At 67.4% G+C, this 17,372-nt stretch carries 17 protein-coding genes; 9 read left to right on the plus strand and 8 right to left on the minus strand.

Going from position 1 to position 17,372, the window contains the following annotated elements; genetic code table 11:
- A partial coding sequence (locus O3X23_RS35530) for a helix-turn-helix domain-containing protein (RefSeq protein ID WP_269276855.1) occupies positions 1-169 on the minus strand: 169 nt, incomplete at its 3' end.
- 54 nt (positions 170-223) lie between these two features.
- Here O3X23_RS35530 and tnpA point away from each other — a divergent pair.
- Positions 224-652 (plus strand): IS200/IS605 family transposase, encoded by a 429-nt coding sequence (gene tnpA, locus O3X23_RS35535; protein WP_269276756.1) that lies wholly within the window; start codon positions 224-226, stop codon positions 650-652.
- A 109-nt stretch (positions 653-761) separates the two neighbouring features.
- Positions 762-1,508, plus strand: a complete 747-nt coding sequence (locus O3X23_RS35540; RefSeq protein WP_269276758.1) for a class I SAM-dependent methyltransferase — start codon at positions 762-764, stop codon at positions 1,506-1,508.
- Positions 1,509-1,684: 176 nt separating this feature from the next.
- Here the strand turns inward: O3X23_RS35540 and O3X23_RS35545 are convergent, their stop codons facing one another.
- Entirely contained in the window at positions 1,685-2,206 is a 522-nt protein-coding gene (locus O3X23_RS35545; protein ID WP_269276760.1) for a hypothetical protein, read from the minus strand.
- 697 nt (positions 2,207-2,903) lie between these two features.
- Between O3X23_RS35545 and O3X23_RS35550 the strand changes: the two genes are divergently transcribed.
- The 3 genes from O3X23_RS35550 to O3X23_RS35560 all read left to right on the plus strand — a co-directional run bounded on the left by O3X23_RS35550 (position 2,904) and on the right by O3X23_RS35560 (position 5,935).
- On the plus strand, positions 2,904-4,616 hold the full coding sequence (locus tag O3X23_RS35550; RefSeq protein WP_269276762.1) for an NlpC/P60 family protein: 1,713 nt from the start codon (positions 2,904-2,906) through the stop codon (positions 4,614-4,616).
- 155 nt (positions 4,617-4,771) lie between these two features.
- A complete protein-coding gene (locus O3X23_RS35555) occupies positions 4,772-5,317 on the plus strand; it encodes a GNAT family N-acetyltransferase (RefSeq protein ID WP_331283987.1) in 546 nt (181 codons plus the stop codon).
- Between the two features lie 102 nt (positions 5,318-5,419).
- Positions 5,420-5,935, plus strand: a complete 516-nt coding sequence (locus O3X23_RS35560) for a hypothetical protein (protein WP_269276766.1) — start codon at positions 5,420-5,422, stop codon at positions 5,933-5,935.
- Positions 5,936-6,040: 105 nt separating this feature from the next.
- Here O3X23_RS35560 and O3X23_RS35565 read toward each other — a convergent pair whose 3' ends face one another.
- Together O3X23_RS35565 and O3X23_RS35570 are read right to left on the minus strand one after the other, a co-directional pair.
- Positions 6,041-7,672 carry a hypothetical protein gene (locus tag O3X23_RS35565; RefSeq protein ID WP_269276768.1) on the minus strand — a complete coding sequence of 544 codons (1,632 nt, stop codon included), beginning with the start codon at positions 7,670-7,672 and terminating at the stop codon, positions 6,041-6,043.
- A gap of 187 nt (positions 7,673-7,859) precedes the next feature.
- Positions 7,860-8,735 (minus strand): class I SAM-dependent methyltransferase, encoded by an 876-nt coding sequence (locus tag O3X23_RS35570; protein ID WP_269276770.1) that lies wholly within the window; start codon positions 8,733-8,735, stop codon positions 7,860-7,862.
- A gap of 382 nt (positions 8,736-9,117) precedes the next feature.
- Between O3X23_RS35570 and O3X23_RS35575 the strand changes: the two genes are divergently transcribed.
- The 3 genes from O3X23_RS35575 (at position 9,118) to O3X23_RS35585 (ending at position 12,108) form a co-directional block, all read left to right on the plus strand.
- Positions 9,118-10,242, plus strand: a complete 1,125-nt coding sequence (locus O3X23_RS35575) for an NADH:flavin oxidoreductase (RefSeq protein WP_269276772.1) — start codon at positions 9,118-9,120, stop codon at positions 10,240-10,242.
- Between the two features lie 367 nt (positions 10,243-10,609).
- The gene (locus O3X23_RS35580) at positions 10,610-11,191 is read left to right on the plus strand and encodes a hypothetical protein (protein WP_269276774.1); all 582 of its coding nucleotides are present in this window, start codon (positions 10,610-10,612) and stop codon (positions 11,189-11,191) included.
- Positions 11,192-11,241: 50 nt separating this feature from the next.
- The gene (locus O3X23_RS35585) at positions 11,242-12,108 is read left to right on the plus strand and encodes a transporter substrate-binding domain-containing protein (protein WP_269276776.1); all 867 of its coding nucleotides are present in this window, start codon (positions 11,242-11,244) and stop codon (positions 12,106-12,108) included.
- A gap of 298 nt (positions 12,109-12,406) precedes the next feature.
- On the opposite strand, the gene bdeA is transcribed toward O3X23_RS35585, so the two are convergent.
- From bdeA to O3X23_RS35605, 4 genes are all read right to left on the minus strand, one after another.
- Positions 12,407-13,288: a bis(hydroxyethyl) terephthalate hydrolase gene (gene bdeA, locus O3X23_RS35590; protein ID WP_269276778.1), complete on the minus strand. Its 882-nt coding sequence runs from the start codon at positions 13,286-13,288 to the stop codon at positions 12,407-12,409.
- Positions 13,289-13,678: 390 nt separating this feature from the next.
- On the minus strand, positions 13,679-14,182 hold the full coding sequence (locus tag O3X23_RS35595) for a hypothetical protein (protein ID WP_269276780.1): 504 nt from the start codon (positions 14,180-14,182) through the stop codon (positions 13,679-13,681).
- 201 nt (positions 14,183-14,383) lie between these two features.
- The gene (locus O3X23_RS35600) at positions 14,384-14,728 is read right to left on the minus strand and encodes a hypothetical protein (RefSeq protein WP_269276782.1); all 345 of its coding nucleotides are present in this window, start codon (positions 14,726-14,728) and stop codon (positions 14,384-14,386) included.
- A gap of 39 nt (positions 14,729-14,767) precedes the next feature.
- Positions 14,768-16,219: an MFS transporter gene (locus tag O3X23_RS35605; protein ID WP_269276784.1), complete on the minus strand. Its 1,452-nt coding sequence runs from the start codon at positions 16,217-16,219 to the stop codon at positions 14,768-14,770.
- Here O3X23_RS35605 and O3X23_RS35610 point away from each other — a divergent pair.
- Positions 16,181-17,299 carry a LysR family transcriptional regulator gene (locus O3X23_RS35610; RefSeq protein ID WP_269276786.1) on the plus strand — a complete coding sequence of 373 codons (1,119 nt, stop codon included), beginning with the start codon at positions 16,181-16,183 and terminating at the stop codon, positions 17,297-17,299. The genes O3X23_RS35605 and O3X23_RS35610 overlap by 39 nt on opposite strands.
- Positions 17,300-17,372 lie beyond the last annotated feature (73 nt).

Here is a 17,372-nt window from a genome sequence, read left to right on the forward strand (position 1 = left end):
GCGCCGACTGCTGCCCGTACTTCACGGACGTCTTCGAGATGTGCCGGTAGGCGTCACGACGTTCCTGCAACGCCCCGTTGTAGAGCGAGCAGTGATCACGGAGCATCTCGCCCAGGGCAACCTGCTGCCCCACAGTGGGCCGCATGAAGAACTTATACGCCCGGATCATCCGGCCCACCCCCCTTTTCCGGTCTGGCTCAACCGATCCTACGACGCTGGGTAGATGTCACCACGCTGGGAACAATGTCCCGATATTCGCACGGGCCGCCACGTCGCCTTCCACCTGCACGCACATGTGGTGTTCGTAACAAAGTATCGGCGTGACGTCTTCAATGACGCCATGCTCGAATGCTCCGAAGAGATCATGCGCGAGGTCTGCGCCGGCTTCGAGACGGAACTACGCAAGTTCAACGGCGAGACCGACCACGTGCATCTCCTGGTCCACTACCCGCCGAAGATCGCCCTGTCCAAACTGATCAACAGTCTCAAAAGCGTCAGCTCCCACTACCTGCGGGCCGAGTACACCGGCCGGATCAACCGAATCGGCATGAGCTCCGTCTTCTGGTCCCGCTCCTACTTCGCGGGTTCCTGCGGTGGCGCACCGCTGACCATGATCCACCAGTACATTGACGGGCAGAAGCGCCCCCTCTGATCGACAAGACGCAGACACAGAGAACTCCGGCGCTGCGCGCCTCCAGCCTCGGGATGCGTTTCCCTCCCCGGCTGAAGCCGGGGATACCCACGCAAGATCAGGGATGGAAATGAGCGACCGCACAGCGCAAGCCCGTTCATTCGGCGCGGCAGCCGCCGCCTACGAACGCGGACGCCCGTCCTACCCAGCCCAAGCAATCGAGTGGCTGGTGCCTACCGGCGCGCGCCGGGCCCTGGACCTGGGCGCCGGGACCGGCAAGCTGACCCGCCAATTGAGTGAGCGCAGTGTGGACGTCGTCGCGGTCGAGCCTTCCGCCGGAATGCGCGAACAGCTCACCCACGCTCTGCCCTCGATTCCCGCCCTGGCCGGATCCGCCGAGGACATCCCCTTGACGGACCACAGCGTAGACGTCGTTGTCGTCGCCCAGGCATGGCACTGGGTCGACCCTGACCGCGCGATCCCCGAAATCGCGCGAGTTCTCACCCCGGGTGGGCAGTTGAGCCTGGTGTGGAATACCCGTGACGAACGCGAGGACTGGGTCGCACAACTGGGCCGCCTCCTGCACCCCCACGGCGTTCCGCCCACCAGCGGCGTTGGTGTCGACGCGATCACGGCACCGTTCGGCACCGTGGAGCACCACACCGTGCACTGGCGCAACCGCCTCACTCCCGCTGAGCTCCTCGACCTTGTCGCCTCCCGCAGCTACGTGATCACGCTTCCCTCCTCCGACCGGTCGGCACTCCTCGCGGAGGTCCACTGCCTGCTGGCGGAGCACCCCGCGCTCGCAGGGAGGGATGAGATGGTGATGCCGTACGTGACGCACTGTTTCCGGACCCGGCTCACCAGCAGCGAATGAGCACCGGTTGCTCACCGCCGTCAACGACGCTCTCGGCGTCTGATCGCCCGCCAGCCTCCTCCCGCATCTCGGCCAGGTAGATCCGTGCACTGAAGTGGCGGCCAATCAGATCCGGTGTGGGCCGGACCACGGGCCTGATACCCCATGCCCTCCGGAACAGGACGCGCGGACAGAGATCAGGTCCCGGCCGGTGGCTGCGGAAGGCGCGTCAGGAGATCGTGCGCGGCTGTGAGAATGTTGCGCCTGATCTCGTCGAGAGTGATGTCCCAGTCCTCGTTCCAGTCGGTCAGGATGATGGCCCATTCGACGATGGGTTGCAGCGTTTCGGGGTAATCGAGTTCCATCGCTGCTTCGACCCAGATCATGTCGGCACCGGTAGCCGGATCGATGTCCCCGTCGGCGATGAGCGCGGCCCACCAGCGGGCGAGCGCCCACCGGGCGTCGTCGGGATCAACAGGCAACCGGAAGGCGAGTCCGAGTTCGTCCAACACCCGGTCGAACAGCTCGGGTGCTTCGGGCTCCTCGCTCCGTCCCAGGCCGGCGAGGAGGGGAAGCGAAGGGGAGTCAATGTCGGCAAGGAGAGCATCGAGACCAGCCTGGATGAGCCGGTCGGATCCGACCTGGCGTCCCATCTTGCAGCCGAACGCGCGCTCCTTGGCGAGCATCCTCAACCGGCGGATCGCCTCGCTCCTCGTCATGATCGCCTCCTCTGCCGCCTGTGGGAAGGACCTATCGTGTCATCCGGGCGATGCCACTTGGTACCGGATAAACCTGCGGTGAGGGCGAGCCGATGTCATACGCAGGGGCCAGGTTTTGGCAGCGGGTGATGTCGGGATGCAGGGCTGAGTATCGTCGGCTGCGCGCTGACCGTGGAAGCGGCTCCGCGGGTGGTCTCCTCGGTGCAACGCTCGTCCTGAAAGTCCACGAGGACGGAGCGCAACGGGTCCGGTGTGGACGGGTTCGAGCCCTTCGAGAACGCGTTGCTGTGGAACGACGTGATGCCCGGTCGGGGCAAGCACGTAAGGCGCGCTGTGCCCCCAGGGCGGAGCTACCTCGCCTGCACCGCAGGCTGCGCGTCTTCCTCGTCGCACCGCGCTGTGTACCGCGTTGCGTGCGGCACCCATCGGTGGACGGGCTTGCCAGAACGAACTGGTCCTCGGCGACGACATTCACCCACCAGGTCCAGCGCGGCCTCACCCTGCCCCCACCGCCCGGCCGAGGCACCGGTCGTCCTGCCCGACCTGAAGGCCCCATCGTGGAGCCGCCGCAAACAGGTGCGGGGGCGGTGTCCACTGGAGCGTGCGAGGAGCGGACTATTGGTGCATGTCAAACACTTCTCGACGCAATGTCCTTACTGTTCTCGCCACTGCGGCTGTTTCTGTTCCACTCGGCACCTTGAGTGCCAACGCCTCGCCCAGAACCATGGCCCGGGCCGCCTCTGCCCGTCCGACCTCCCTCTCGGCCGGCACCGTAACCGCATCCCCGACATCCCCCGCATCACTCACTTCGCCCCGGTCCTCCGTCACGATCGGCGCGCTGGACCCGACCTATTTCACGCAGGTCGCACTGGGCTCCTTCACCACAAGCGTGCTGCCGGGCGCACCGGAACGCCTCGAAGTCACCTCCGGCTCCCGGCACGTGGCCACCCTGACCAAAGGCGCGCGCACTGTGGCCCTGACGGGCCCGGAGCGCACCTTCACGGAGAACAAGCAGCCCTTCATCGACGACTTCCAGCGCACGCTTCCGGACCAGACGCTGCCGGTTACGGACCGGAAGTACTGGGGCACCTCCCCCGGCGGTGGCAGCTGGTCCACGCTCGGACCGGCCGACACCGACTTCTCGGTGGTTCCGGGCAGTGCGGTCATCGCGCTGACCACCGACTACGCAAGCCGCCACGCCACCCTTCGCGACGACGAGATCACCGATGTCGACGTCCGTGCGGTGGCGAAGTTCGACAAGGTGCCCACCGGCCAGGCCTGTTCGTTCGCCCTGTCCTTCGGCCACCAGGACACGCACAACAACTACCGCGCCCGGCTGTCCTTCCTGACCACCGGCGCGGTCGAGCTGCGCGCGGAGAAGGAAGTTGCCGACACCGTCACTCAACTGAGCACGTCGACCACGCTCGCCACCGGTGTCGCGGCGGGTACGAACTGGACGATCCGCGTGCGCCGCGAGACCGCACGGATCCAGGTCAAGGCCTGGCGCACCGACTCGGCCGAGCCGACCGCCTGGGCTGTGGACGTCACCGACTCCACGTTCGACAAGGGGCGCGTCGGCCTGCGGGCGCTGGCCAACCAGGGCTGCACGAACCTGCCGGTCAAACTGGTGGTCAGCCGCTTCCAGGTGGACGCCGCGACCTGGCAGCCGCCGGCCGTCACCCACACCACGTGGGTACGGGTCCTGTCCGACCCCTTCGACAGCACCTGGACCCCGGCGGTGGAACAGGTCATCCGCGGTTGGGCCGGCTCCCCGAGTCCCGACGTCCTCACGCACGCGGCCGCGTTCCTGGCGGGAGCACCCGCAGTCATCACTGCTGCCACCCCGGCAATGGGAAAGCACATCATGGGTAAGGCCGGATACGGCTACTTGGATCCGCAGGGATACCGCTACGAGGGCGCCGACTTCCACGAGTACATGAACCTCGGCTGGACGTTCCCGGACGGCACCTACACAGGTCCCTCCAGCAAGCAGGTCGGCAACCTCGACTGCTCGGGCTACACCCGCATGGTCTACGGCTACCACATGGGCGTCCCCTTGGCCGCCGGCGAGGACACCTCCAGGACCCTCCTACCGCGCAAGTCCCGCCACATGGTGGACTACGCCCCCGGCGCACGGATCGCCCAGACGGACGGGATCAAACCGCCTGCCGCCCAGCAGCTCCAGCCGGGTGACCTGCTCCTGTTCAACGCCGACTCCGGCGACGACACCGAGACCGTCACCGTCGACCACGTGGGCATCTACCTCGGTGTGGACACCGCCGGCAAGCGCCGCTTTCTGTCCAGCCGCAAGACCGGCAACGGACCGACCATGTCAGACCTGGGCGGCGCTTCGCTCCTCGACGGCGCCGGCACCTACGCCAGGAAACTCCACACCGTGCACCGCCTCTGATGCCGAACCCGTCCTCGGCTCCTGGCGGGAGGACAGGGCCCGGACCGTCCAATCGCCGGAGGGCCTCTTGGCGGCCTCGGCCCTCACCCTCGCCGCTGCCGTGGTCCAATGAGTGATCGTTTCGTTCGGGGGGATTTTCTGTGACTGCTCTGCGCGTGCCTGCCACCGCATCCGCGCCCGGCTTGCTCCTGCGTCCTTGGAACGACGGAGATGTCACTGCGGTGTACGAGGCGCATCAGGACCCCGTGCTGCGCCGATGGACGCTGTCGCCCCTGAACAGCCCTGCGGATGCCGCCCAGTGGCTGCGGACGCAGGACCGCGGCTGGGAGACCGGGGAGCGGCGCGGCTTCGCCGTGCTGGAGTCGTCGCCGCGCACCGCTGAGGACCGGCTGGTGGCCAACGTCGTACTCAAGGGGGCCGGGGCCGGCAAGCCGGCCGCCGAGGTCGGCTACTGGACCGTGGAGTCCGCTCGCGGCCGAGGCGTCGCATCCCGTGCCCTGGAAGCGCTCACTACATGGGCCTTCGCCACCTTTGCAGCCGACGGTCTGAAGCGGCTGGAACTGCTCCACCAGGTGGACAACGTCGCGTCCTGCCGGGTGGCCGGCAAGAGCGGTTACCGCCTCGACAGGGTGCTGCCCGCTCAGCCGCCGTTTCCGGCCGACGGACATCTGCACGTGCGAGAGGCCCCACGGGCGGCCTGACCCGGATGACCGCGACGACGCCGGAGAACATCAGCCGCCGTGGTCGACCGTCCGATCTCTCCTTCTCACCAATCGTCGAACCGCTCATGAACGGACGCCATCATGACCTTTTACCAGCGCCGACGCGCCTCCGCCTCGGCGGCGATGCTGCTCCTCAGTGTGCTTGCCCTGGCCGCCTGCTCCTCCGACTCGGACAAACCCGCCACTCCCATAGCGGCCAGCACCGCAGCCGGCGTTCCGACGACCCCGACAGCCACGAACTCACCGGCTCAGGAGACGGCTGGTCCCGGCACCACCTCACCACCATCCCAGGTCGAAATGGTCCGCGACGCCTTCGCGGGGCTCCAGGCCACTCTCAACGACAGCTGCACTCCCGGGAACTGCGCGTACTTCCTGGGCCGTGTGAACGACGAACTCACCGGCCTGGAAGCGGCCATGAAGGCCGACCCCCAGGGCCCCGGCCACTTCGCGGATCCCCTCGCCTGGACCAGCCGGCTCTGGGACACAGTCGGGCCGGACCGCTCCTTCGCCAACCTGAAGCGGCATCAGACCCTTCTTCTCGCCACCCGCGGAAAGATCAACACTTGGATGCAGGGCCACCCCGAGGACTACCGCTGACCCGCCGCCCCACGGGCGAACAGGTGGCCCCGAGTCGTCGACATCGGCTCCCGCCACGCGTGATCAGCGCGGCGGGAGCCGATGTCGGTGATGGGTCGGAGCGGACTACGGGGCGTCGAGCTGGGCCCTGCTGTGGGCGTAGAGAACGCGCTCGCACACGAGGCCCAGGCAGGGCGCCGACTTGCCGTCTTCGAGGGCCTCGGCGTTCACCGCCGGCCCGTAGTGCTCGGAGACCGACCACAGACGTTGCGCGCCGCGTTCGTAGTAGAGGTCTTCGGCACCCGTGGCGGTCTTGATCACGCTGCCGTTGGACACCAGCACACCGTTGCTCCACCGGTAACGCCAGAGGTTGCCCGGGTCGGTGTGACCGGCGCTCTGGTTGACATACAGGTTCTCGCCCAGGGCCAGGGCACCTTGCGCGCCGCCGTTGCTCATCGGCAGGTAGTTGGCCCAGCCTTCGGCCGCCACCTCGCCGGAACGCTTCTCCAGGTCCTTGACGGGGAACGAGGCGATCCGGCCGGGCGAGGGGTAGCCGCTCTCCGGGCGGCAGTACTCACCCATGATCAGCCGGTCCGGCGTCATGCTGCGGTCGAGCGACAGGTAGGACGCCTTCGGGGCGCCTGTGCTGACGCACTTGAAGGAGCCCGAGGGATTGGACTGCGTGGCCTTGAACTTCCAGGCCGCGACCTGCGGCATCACATAGCGGTAGCCGAAGCTGTACCAGACGTTGTTCTGGCGGCCGACCTTGGTCTTGTCCTCGACGTCGGCCGTGGTCTTGACCCCATCGGTGTCCGCGCCCATCGCGTCACCGGCCTTGCCGTCCCCGTTGGGATCCAGGTCCATGATCTTCTCCATGTCGAAGATCCGGATGCCGTTGCGGGTGTCGGCGACGTAGAGATAGTGGCCGTACCAGACCATGCCGCCTGCGTGCAGGCCGTTCTGCATGTCCTTGTCCGGGTTCGGAACCGTCGATCCCTCGTCGGAGTGCACTCCATCGAAGGAGATGTGCTCGGAGTTGTTCGTGTAGGCCCAGCCCAGCAGCACATGCCGGTACTTCACGGTGCCGTCGGGGTGGCGCTGCACGAAGGAGATCCGCACGCCCTTCTGGTTGCAAGCGTCGTTCGCCTGCAACTCGTCGGGGCTGCAGTCGCCGACCTCGTTGTCGTTGCTGTCGCGGCCCGGGTCCCAGTTGTCGTAGGACGCGTAGAGCTGGATGTTCGTGTCGTTGTCGGCGCCGTACTGCTCACTGTCCGCGGCGTCCGAAACACCGGTCATGGCCTGCGGGATCCACTCACGCGAGGTCGAGTCGTCCTTCTCCAGGCACCACTTGAGCGCTGGAGCGGGCGCCGTGCCGAACGGGTCGCGGCTACAGGACGTGGTGTTGACGGTCCGGTTCGCACTCGCAAGGAGCTTCGATACGCCCGACGTGGGCAGTACTCCGTCGAGGCGGGCGACGCGGTCGGCGGTCGTCCCGTTCAACGCGCCGGCCTGCAAGGTGAAGTCAGCGGGGTCAGCCTTGCCGCCGGGGCTGGTCCACGCACTGGTGCCTATGGGTGCCGTCTCGCTCAACGCTGCCTGTGGATCCTGCTGCTGTGATGCGGGCAGCGGCGCGGGGGCCTCCTCGGCGTCGGCCGGGGCCGACAGGCCGGTGAGTGCCAGCGTGAGTGCGGTGCCGGCCGTCAGCCAGGCCCGCCGCATTCGGATCCGGGACGGGCGCGGGGACGTGCGTAGGGACATGCGTAAGGCCTCCGTTGTTACTGCTGTTGCTGCTGCGACAGCAGAATCGAGCGAAGGCTTTCAGGACGCCTGCACGCAATGCAAGGGTGATCGATGGGTCAACTGCCGACACCCGAACGGGATGTGGCGTGTTGCCCCGGAACCTCCGATTCCGGACCAACGTCCGGTGACCAGGCAGCCAGAGGCCTTATACGTTCTCGATGCTGACGATGTGCGCCTGGATTTTGCCGTCCACCGGGCCCGAGCCGCATCGCTTCGCGATCGCCGCGGCACACGCCGCGGTCGCCTCGGCAAGATCTGCACCCGTGCGCTCCTCGATCTCGGTGCGCAGCGGTGATCCCTGGCAGTACGCGATCGCCGGCACGTGCGCCGACGCCGCGCGGCTGCGCGCGGCGAGCGTCTCGTAGCGCGGTGCGGCGGCGAAGCCCGCGCTCGCCAGGTCGTCCGCGATGGCGGTCAGATCGGAGTGTCCGTGGGGTGTGCGTGCCAGGAAGCGGGGAGGGTCGTCCCGGTACACGCCGGCGAGCGTGGTGGTGACGATGTCGGCGAACTCGTTCTCCTCGATGCGGTCCCACACGTTGAACAGCAGGGTCCCGCCGGGACGCAATACGCGTCGGGCCTCGGCGAAGGCGCGGACCTTGTCCGGGAAGAACATCACGCCGAACTGGCAGAAGACCACATCGAAGCTCGCGGCCGCGAAGGGCAGCCGCATGGCGTCGGCCTGCTGCCACCGCACCGGTCGCGTGGCGCCGACGGCCTCGGCATGATCGAGCATCGCCTGGTTCAGATCGGTGGCCACCAGATCCACCGCCCCGGGCAGCGCTCGTGCCACCGCCCGCGTGACGACGCCCGTGCCGGCGGCGACCTCCAGAACCTGGCCCGGGTGACGATCCGCGACGCGGCGAGCGAGGTCCTCGGCGTACGGCTGAAAGATCAGTGGCACGAGGTAGTCGTCGTAGAGCTCGGGAATCGAGCCTGCGAACACCGCATCGGAACCGGACGCTTCCACCAGTTCTCCGTTCTGCCGCAACCACTTTCGATCGTAGGCGATGCGCCGTCCCATGGGCATGGTCGAGCTGTGAGCCGCACGAGCCGCTCCGTTCAGGTTCCACCAAACGGTCGTACGGCGAGGGGCGGACCACGCACGCGCGGCGTGTGGACGTTCTGGCGTGGAGCTGGATCGCGTCGTCGCCCCCAGGTCGCCATTCGGCGTGAGGCAACTGAGGGCCCGCGCCTGGGGCAGCAGGGCTGGGAACAGTCCGGGAATCCTGCCGCCCACACCCCTTCACCTGGCTGTATCAAAGGTCACAACGACGTATGGACGGGTGGCGGAATCCCGCGGCGGGCGGACCGGTTGCCATGGGGGACGTCGATGGACTCACCTACCCACCGTTACGTACCTTTTCTCATTGCTTTTGCTGTTTCCCGTCCCGCAAGGAGCCCGTATGACCCTCTCCGCCTCTGCCGACCGCGCGGCCCGGATCCTGTCCCGGCCGGTCTCGCTCAACGGTCTGACCGTCCGGAACCGGATCGCGATGGCTCCCATGACCAGGATGTTCTCCCCAGGCGGGGTTCCCGGCGAGGACGTGGCCTCGTACTATGCCCGTCGCGCCGCGGCAGGCGTCGGCCTCGTTGTCACCGAGGGCACCTACGTCGGTCATGAGTCGGCCGGGCAGAGCGACCGCGTTCCGCGGTTCCATGGCGAGGCGGAACTGGCGGGCTGGGCGAAGGTCGCCGACGCGGTGCACGCTGCGGGCGGCAAGATCGTGCCGCAGCTGTGGCACATCGGCATGGTGCGCAACGCGGGGGATCAGCCGTACCCGGACGCCCCGGCGGTGGGGCCGTCGGGCATCGGCACGGAAGGCGCCGAGGTCACCGGTAAGGCGATGACGCAGCAGGACCTGGACGACGTCGTCGAGGCGTTCGCGACGGCCGCCGCCGACGCCGAGCGCCTCGGTTTCGACGGGGTCGAGCTGCACGGCGCGCACGGCTATCTGATCGACCAGTTCCTGTGGGCGGGCACCAACCGACGCACCGACGCGTACGGCGGCGACCCGGTGGCCCGCACGAGGTTCGCGGCCGAGATCGTGGCCGCCGTTCGCGCCACCGTCTCCCCCTCCTTCCCCATACTCTTCCGGTACTCGCAGTGGAAGCAGCAGGACTACCGAGCCCGCCTCGCCGAGACCCCGGCGGGGCTGGAAGCGATCCTGACCCCGCTGGCCGAGGCCGGTGTGGACGCCTTCCACGCCTCCACCCGCCGCTACTGGCTTCCGGAGTTCGACGGCGCCGACCTGAACCTGGCCGGCTGGACGAAAAAGCTCACCGGCAAGCCCACCATCTCGGTCGGCTCGGTCGGCCTGGACGGCGACTTCCAGAAGGCCTTCAAGGGTGAGGGCGCGGCCGTCAAGAGCATCGACGACCTCCTGGACCGCATGGAGTCCGAGGAGTTCGACATGGTCGCCATCGGCCGCGCACTGCTCCAGGACCCGGAATGGGCGGCGAAGGTGCTGGACGGTCGCTTCGGAGAGCTGGGGGCGTACGACGCGGCGTCGTTGAAGGCGCTCAGCTGACAGCCGAAGGCCGGCTCGGTGCGGCCCGCCCTGATGGCGGGCAGCACGCACAGGGCTGATTCGCTCAAACATGGACCCTGGAGACAACAACCCGATCAATCCCTGCGGGCGAGTAGTACAGGGTGCCAGGGTTGAGGTCCGCTGCAGCTGACATAGTGTCGGCCACTTCACCGGGGGACGCACTGCCATGGCCGAACCAGCTTTACCAGGCGACGACCCGGACGACGGGGCGACGCCCCCTGATCCCACCGGTCCCGACCCGACTCCGGACCCCGCCGACCCTGATCCTGCCCCTGACCCCGACCCCACTGTTCCGGACCCGCCCGGCTGGCTTCTACCGACCTGCGTGGTCACCGCGATCTGGACAGTGGCCCTGCTGGTCGCCGTAGCGGTCACAACCGACGGCCTGTCCCGCGTCGTCGCCGGCGTCGGCGGCCTGGTCGCTATCGTCGTGGCGGTCCTCGGCCTGTTCGCCCCGCTGCGCCTGCCCTCGATTCCCCGGCAAACCGTCACCTGGGCGGTCCTCGCGATCCTGTGCGTGGACGTGCTGGTGTCCGTGCTGTGGCCCCTATGGGCCTACGACCAGGCGAACGCCGACAGGAACGTGACCGCCGAGGCGACCCTCTCCGGCAACAGGGGTGTGCTGCACGGCGGTTCTGCCACGTTCCACAGTCCCATCACGGTGCCCCGGAAGAACATCGCCGTCACCATCGAGGTCGAGGACACCGACGGCACGCAGGGCTTCTGCAGCCCACAAACCGGATTGTCGCTGCTCAATGCCTCGGCGGCCGGCCCGACTGCCCCCGTCACCACGACGCCGGGCGAGCCTGCCAGGATTCCGCTGCTGCCCGGTCAGCGCCAGATCACCCTCATCGTGCGCGTCGAAAACCCCCGGGATCCCAACTGCGCGGTCAACCTCAGCCTGTCCAAGGTCACGCTCACCAATTAGCACACGCTGCAACACCCATCCAGTGCATCCACAAAGGCGGGGGAACCATCGTGCGCCAGGCGCGCCACACTGCAATCACGCTCGCTGGACTGCTCACTCTCGCGCTGGTGACCAACTGCTCCGTGCCCGACGCACCGGAACACAACGGCCCGCTGAGCAGTCCCATCGTCGTCGGCACGGTGAACGACGCACCCGGCTTCGACACCGGCACCATCAACCAGTCCGGCTTCGACATCGACGTCATGAAATCCATCGGCACCGGGTTGAACGCCAAGACGGTATCGACGATCATCGACTACGCGAATCGGGAGAGCGGACTACTCGACGGCAGCCTCAAACTCGTCATCGCCACATATTCGATCACACCCGAGCGCAACAAGTTGGGCATCGACTTCGCCGGACCGTACATGGTCTCCCCCCAGGCGCTCCTGGTCCGTGCGAACGACAACCGGTTCACGCACAAGGCCGCCCTGAAGGACAAGAGCGTCTGTACCGTAGCGGGATCGACCGGCTCCAAGACGCCGATCCCCGGCGCGAACATGGCCACCCAGGTCCAAACCACGCAGGACTGCCTGAACCTCCTGGCGCGCGGCGACACGGACGCCGTTTTCAGCGACTCACTCATCCTCTACGGTTACGTGAACTCCAACCCCACCAAATACCAGGTTGCGCTCCCCGGCGTCTTCGGCGAACTGCAGTACACCGGCATCGGCCTCACCGGCGGCCATCACGCCGCCTGCACCAGGCTCAACCAACTGCTGACCGCCTTCCTCGACAACCAGTGGACCCAGGCCTTCAGAAACAACTTCCCCCTCGCTGTCCAGAAGTACTCGGGAGCCGACACCTCCACCGGGGACTACAAATCGCTCTTCAAGCCAACGCCGCAGGATATGCAGCGGCTCTCCTGCAAACTCTGAACGCCACCCGGGCCCCACAGAGCCCGCTCACCGACGTCGACCTCGTGAGGGCACTGGGACGGGCCGGTTACGGCCCCCAGCGCGGACACCCGCTGAGTTATGCGGGGCTGTCGGTGGCCTCCGGGCAGCTTCTACCCGCTCCAGCACATCCACGTGGACGGCCGAGTCAACTGATCCATCAGCGATGACCCGTCGACGGTAGCCCGCCGGTGGGACCTCGCCGCCGCCCGGGCGGCGGCGAGGTCCCACCGGAGCGCGACGACGCCCTCGGAGGTACGGCAGCGGGGGACGACGGGTCTCAGGACGTGTGCGGGCAGTTGCCCCGGTACTCATCGATGGTCGAACTCGGCGCCGGCAGCGGGCACAGGAACTGCTCGAAGCGGGTGTCGTTGTCGAGGAACCGCTTCAGCCAGGAAATGCTGTACTTCGCGATCGTGGTGTTGGGCGTGTTCGGTGCGAGGTGGTCGGCGTTGTTCAGCTCCAGGTACGCCTTGTCCAAGGTGCTGGGCAACGACTGGTAGAACGGCTGGGAGTGGGTGCCGACGGGGGCGACGGTGTCGTTGTCCGCGCCGACGATCAACGTCGGTGTCCGCACTTCGGGCCAGGTCGTATCGAGGTTCCAGCCGGTCAGCGGGATCGCCGCCTTCAGCGAGGTGCGGGCCTTGGCGGCTTCCAGAGTGCCGCCACCGCCCATCGAGTGGCCCATTACTCCGAGCCGGGCGGTGTCGATCCGGCTGCGCACCGAACTGGTGCGCGTCAAGTAGTTCAGTGAAGCCAGGAGTTGCCGCCCCCGGCTGTCGGGCTGATCGAGAGTGGTCAGGGTGTCGATGGTGAAGACGACGAAGCCCTGGGAGGCGAGCCGCGGACCCAGCCAGGAGAGGCTCGACTGGTACGCCGTGAACCCGGGAGCGATGGCGATCGCGGCGAAGGTGCCGTCGGCGGTCGAGGTCGGGTAGTAGATGGTGCCGCCGCCGAAGCCGGTCACGCTCGAGCGGGCGACCGTGCTCTGCGAGACGGCGTAGGAGCCGCGTGCGGCCTCGATGCTGGCGACGGTAGGTGCGGGACCGCGCTGGTAGGGATTGTCGGGAGCTGCGTGGGCGTGAGGGGCGAGGCCGGTGCCCAGGAGACTGCCGGCAGCCAGCACAGCAGCCAGTGCGGCTCCGACAACGGGGCGGGACAAAGCGTAACGGTGCACGGAGGGATCCTCACGTTGTGGGGGGGCGCCGCCGCCCGGCAGGACCGAGGCTCTTCCGGAGGACGCCGTGTTCGTTGTCGCCCCCCACCGTGGGGCGCCGACGGCGTGGCGGCATCGGTGTAATCACCGGTGGTGCAGGAGCCTGCGCATCATCACCGATCCGGGCCTCAGTGCACGAGGTGCCATGGAAGGCCAGGCCGCGATGCTCGGGCACTGCTCGGTGTGGCCGGATATGGGAGCACGGACTGTGCGGTGGCTGTCGAAACCAAGCAAGCTTTGAGTAGATCAATATCAACGAGGGGCAAATTCGCTCACGCGACGAGTCCTCGTATCGGCAGGGAGTCGCAGGCTCGTCGAGTGCACTCAGCGGTTGGGTCACCACACGTCAATGGACCAGATGTCGCCCACCTGATGACCGTCCGGATCATGGTCGCCTGACCCGTACGGGTCGGGATCGGCGATGACGTGGATGCGGGCACCCGATTCGGACACGCGGTAGCGGTGCATGTCACGTGATGTGTCGTCGAGTTCGACCGTGTGACCCAGCGCCAGGACGGCGGACCGCAAATCCTCGAACGGGGCCCTGGGCACGAAGTGCCCGTACCTCCGAGAGAGCGGGGACGGCACCGTACTCGGCGACTGGTCGTACAGCAACCGCTGTACTTTGATGCCGAAGCCGAAGCAGGACATCCGTCCCTGCTGGTCCGGGGAGAAGTTGATTTCCACAAGCCCGTAGTCCCGTCGCAGAAGGCCGCCGCCGGGAACGTCCAGGAATTCCGTGCCCACCGCGGTTTCCCAACTGCCCGGATGCGCACCGACTCCCGCCCCGAGCACGTCGCAGCGCGTAGCGACATGGGCGTAAAAGTCCACAGCGGACACGCGCTGATCTCCTCAGCTCTGCGTACAAGGCACCTCGGACGATAACAACATCCCCGCCGACCCCATGAAGCGCTGCTCCGACCTGCTGTCACGTTCAGTGATCCTGCAGTGGCGGTGTCGTTGACCGGCGGCGTGACCGGTTGAACCACGACCAGTAGAACCGGACCCCCGCCTCGTCCCTGGAGTTGCGAAGCCGGCGCGTCACGGATTCGCCGCGTCGAACGGTTCGCGGTGCCAGCGCCAGCCTGCGGTGCCGTCGTCATGGATGTGCAGCATGAACTCAGCGACGGGGCTTGCGTCGGGAAACGTCATGGTGAGTGCACTGCGGATCCGGGTGTAGCAGGTGTCGGCCTGCTCCCAGTCCTCTGTGTCGACAGCGCGCTCCTGCTCAGTGAAGAGGGGACGGAACTGTTCAAAGCTGGGAAGTGCCTCGACGTCGGCGTGGATCCAGGGCCAATCGGCGCCGGTTACTGTCAGCCGGGCCATCTCCTGGTCGCCGTGGTGAAGCCGCCAGATATTGCCAGTGGTCGAGATCGGATTGGTCATATCCCCATGATGGCGATTGCCACTGACAAGCAGGGGGGATCAGCGGGAGACGGGAACCTCGACGCGCTCACCGGTAGCGACCACCGCGGAGGACGGCTCGACGCCGCGCCGGGTGCGCAGGCCGAAGGCGCTGATGGCAGCTGCGGCGACCGCCGCCGCGAACGGAACGAGCAGACCGGCCCGGTATCCGTCCAACAGGGCGGCAGGAGTCTGCCCGTGCGTGGCGGCCACACTGACCGCGGTGACCGCGGAGAGCCCCAGGGCGGCACCGAACTGGAAGGATGTGTAGAGCAGGCCGCCCGCGAGGCCCTGCTCCTGCTCCGCGATCCCTTCCGTGGCCGCGATGGTGAGCGGGCCGTACGCCAAGGAGAACGCGAGGCCGAGGATGATCAGGCCCGGGAACATCGCCGCGTAACTCCAGTCCGCACCCAGCGGGAGGAACAGCCCGTAGGAGAGCACGGCGAGCAACAGCCCACCGACGATCATTTTGGCGTTGCCGAAACGGTTGACCAGCCGAGGGGTGAGGGTCGGCGAGAGGATCGCGTCGACCCCGATGACCAGCATCGCGAAGCTCGTCCGCAGCGTCGACCAGTCGCGTAGTTCCTGGAGGTACAGCACGAGCAGGAACTGGAAGCCGAAGAACCCCGCGGCGAACAGCATGCCCGAAAGGTTCGCCCGCACCAGGGAGCCGTTGCGGAAGATCCCCAGCCGGACCAGGGGCTCGGCGGAGCGCCGTTCTATGACGAGGAAGGCCGCGAAGAAGGCCAGCGCGGCCAGGAAAGTTCCGGCGCTGGCAGCGATCCCGGCATGGGCCGCACGCTCGACGGCCAGCACGGTCAGCACGAGCGCGGCGGTGACGGTGAGCGCACCGGCGACGTCGACGTGCTGACCGGATCGGTCCGGGCGTGCCGACTTGGGGACGAACGCGAGGGCCGCGACGAGGATGAGGAAGGAGAGCACGACCGGGGCGAAGAAGACCCACCGCCAGCCGACGGCGGTGAGCAGCCCGCCGGCGACCAGACCGATCGTGAAGCCTCCCGCGGCGGTGCCCGAGTAGATGAGCAGGGCCTTGTTCCGCTCCGGGCCCTCGGTGAAGCCCGTGGTGATGATGGACAGACCCGCCGGGGTCATGAAGGCTGCGGCGACGCCCGTGATGAACCGCGCGACGATCAGCATCCACCCCTCGGTGGCGAATCCGCCGAGCCCGGAGAACAGCAGGAAGACGGTGAGCCAGAGGACGAACATCTGACGGCGTCCGAACAGATCGGCCGCCCGTCCGCCGAGGAGCATGAAGCCGCCGTAGCCGAGCACGTAGGCACTCATGACCCACTGCAGCTCACCGGTGGACAGTCCGAGGTCGGCGCGGATCGACGGCAGCGCCACATTGAGCATGGCGACATCGATGCCTTCGAGGAAGATCGCGCCGCACAGCACGAGCAGGATGCCCCACTTGTGTCCGCTCAGCCCGCTCGAAGTACTCAAGGCACTCATGGCGATGAACTCCTTCCGGAGTGGTGGGTGCTGGTGGTGCCTCAAGCTTTCGCCCCGACCGGGACGGGAACAACAGCGATGATCGCAACGTTCGGACAGCCAGGCTTACCGATCCTGTCCGCACCCGTTCCGGAGGTATACGTGGACCAGAAGGAACTCGAATGCTTTCTCGTACTCGCCGACGAACTGCATTTCGGCCGTACCGCCGCCCGCCTGCATCTCTCACGCGCCCGGGTGAGTCAGCTCATCCAGAAGTTGGAGCGCCGCGTCGGAGCGCCCCTGTTCACGCGCACGAGCCGACGGGTCGCCCTCACCAGCCTGGGCGGCCGCCTTCGTGACGACCTCACACCGCACTACCGCGGCATCGAGAACGCCCTCGCGCGGGCCGTCACCTCGGCACGCGGCATCGAACAGGTCCTGCACGTGGGCTTCTCCACTCCCCTGGCCGGAGAGATGGTGATGAAGACGATCGAGAAGCTGCGCGCCACGCATCCCGAACTCGCCGTCGAGGTATGCGAGGTGCCGCTCTCCGACCCGTACGGCATGCTGCGAAAAGGCGAGTTCGACCTTCAGCTGGTGGACTTCCCCATGCGCGAGGACGACTTGACCCGGGGTCCCACCCTGCTCGTCGAGGGCAGGGTGCTGGCTGTGGCGGTCGGGCATCCCCTGGCCGGACAGGACACGCTGACCCTTGAGGACCTGGCCCGTGTGCCGTTGCTGACGATCGCGGGAGACCTCCCGGAATACTGGCTGGAGCATCAACTGCCGACGCGCACACCCAGCGGCAGGCCGATCCAGCAGGGACCGCCCGTCACCAACTTCCAAGAGGCACTGACACTCGTCGCCGGCGGCAAGGGTGCTTTGCTGTCAGGGGCCCACATCGCCCTCTACCACGGCCGTCCCGGCATCTCCTACATTCCGGTGGAAGGAGACAGTCCCCTCGGGTACGGACTGATGTGGCGGTCCGGCGACGGCAACCGGACGATAGAGCTCTTCGGTCGCACAGCACACGAGATCGCAGGGGATATGGCTCCTGCCACCGCTTCCGCAGATTTCGAGCAAGCGATACCCGCCGCCTGATCGCACACCTGGGGGCATGGGCCCCGCTCCGCGTGATCAGGTCCTTCGCCGCACCGGCCGCGGTGTCGACCTC

It is taken from the genome of Streptomyces sp. H39-S7 (assembly GCF_027158205.1).
GTDB lineage: Bacteria > Actinomycetota > Actinomycetes > Streptomycetales > Streptomycetaceae > Actinacidiphila.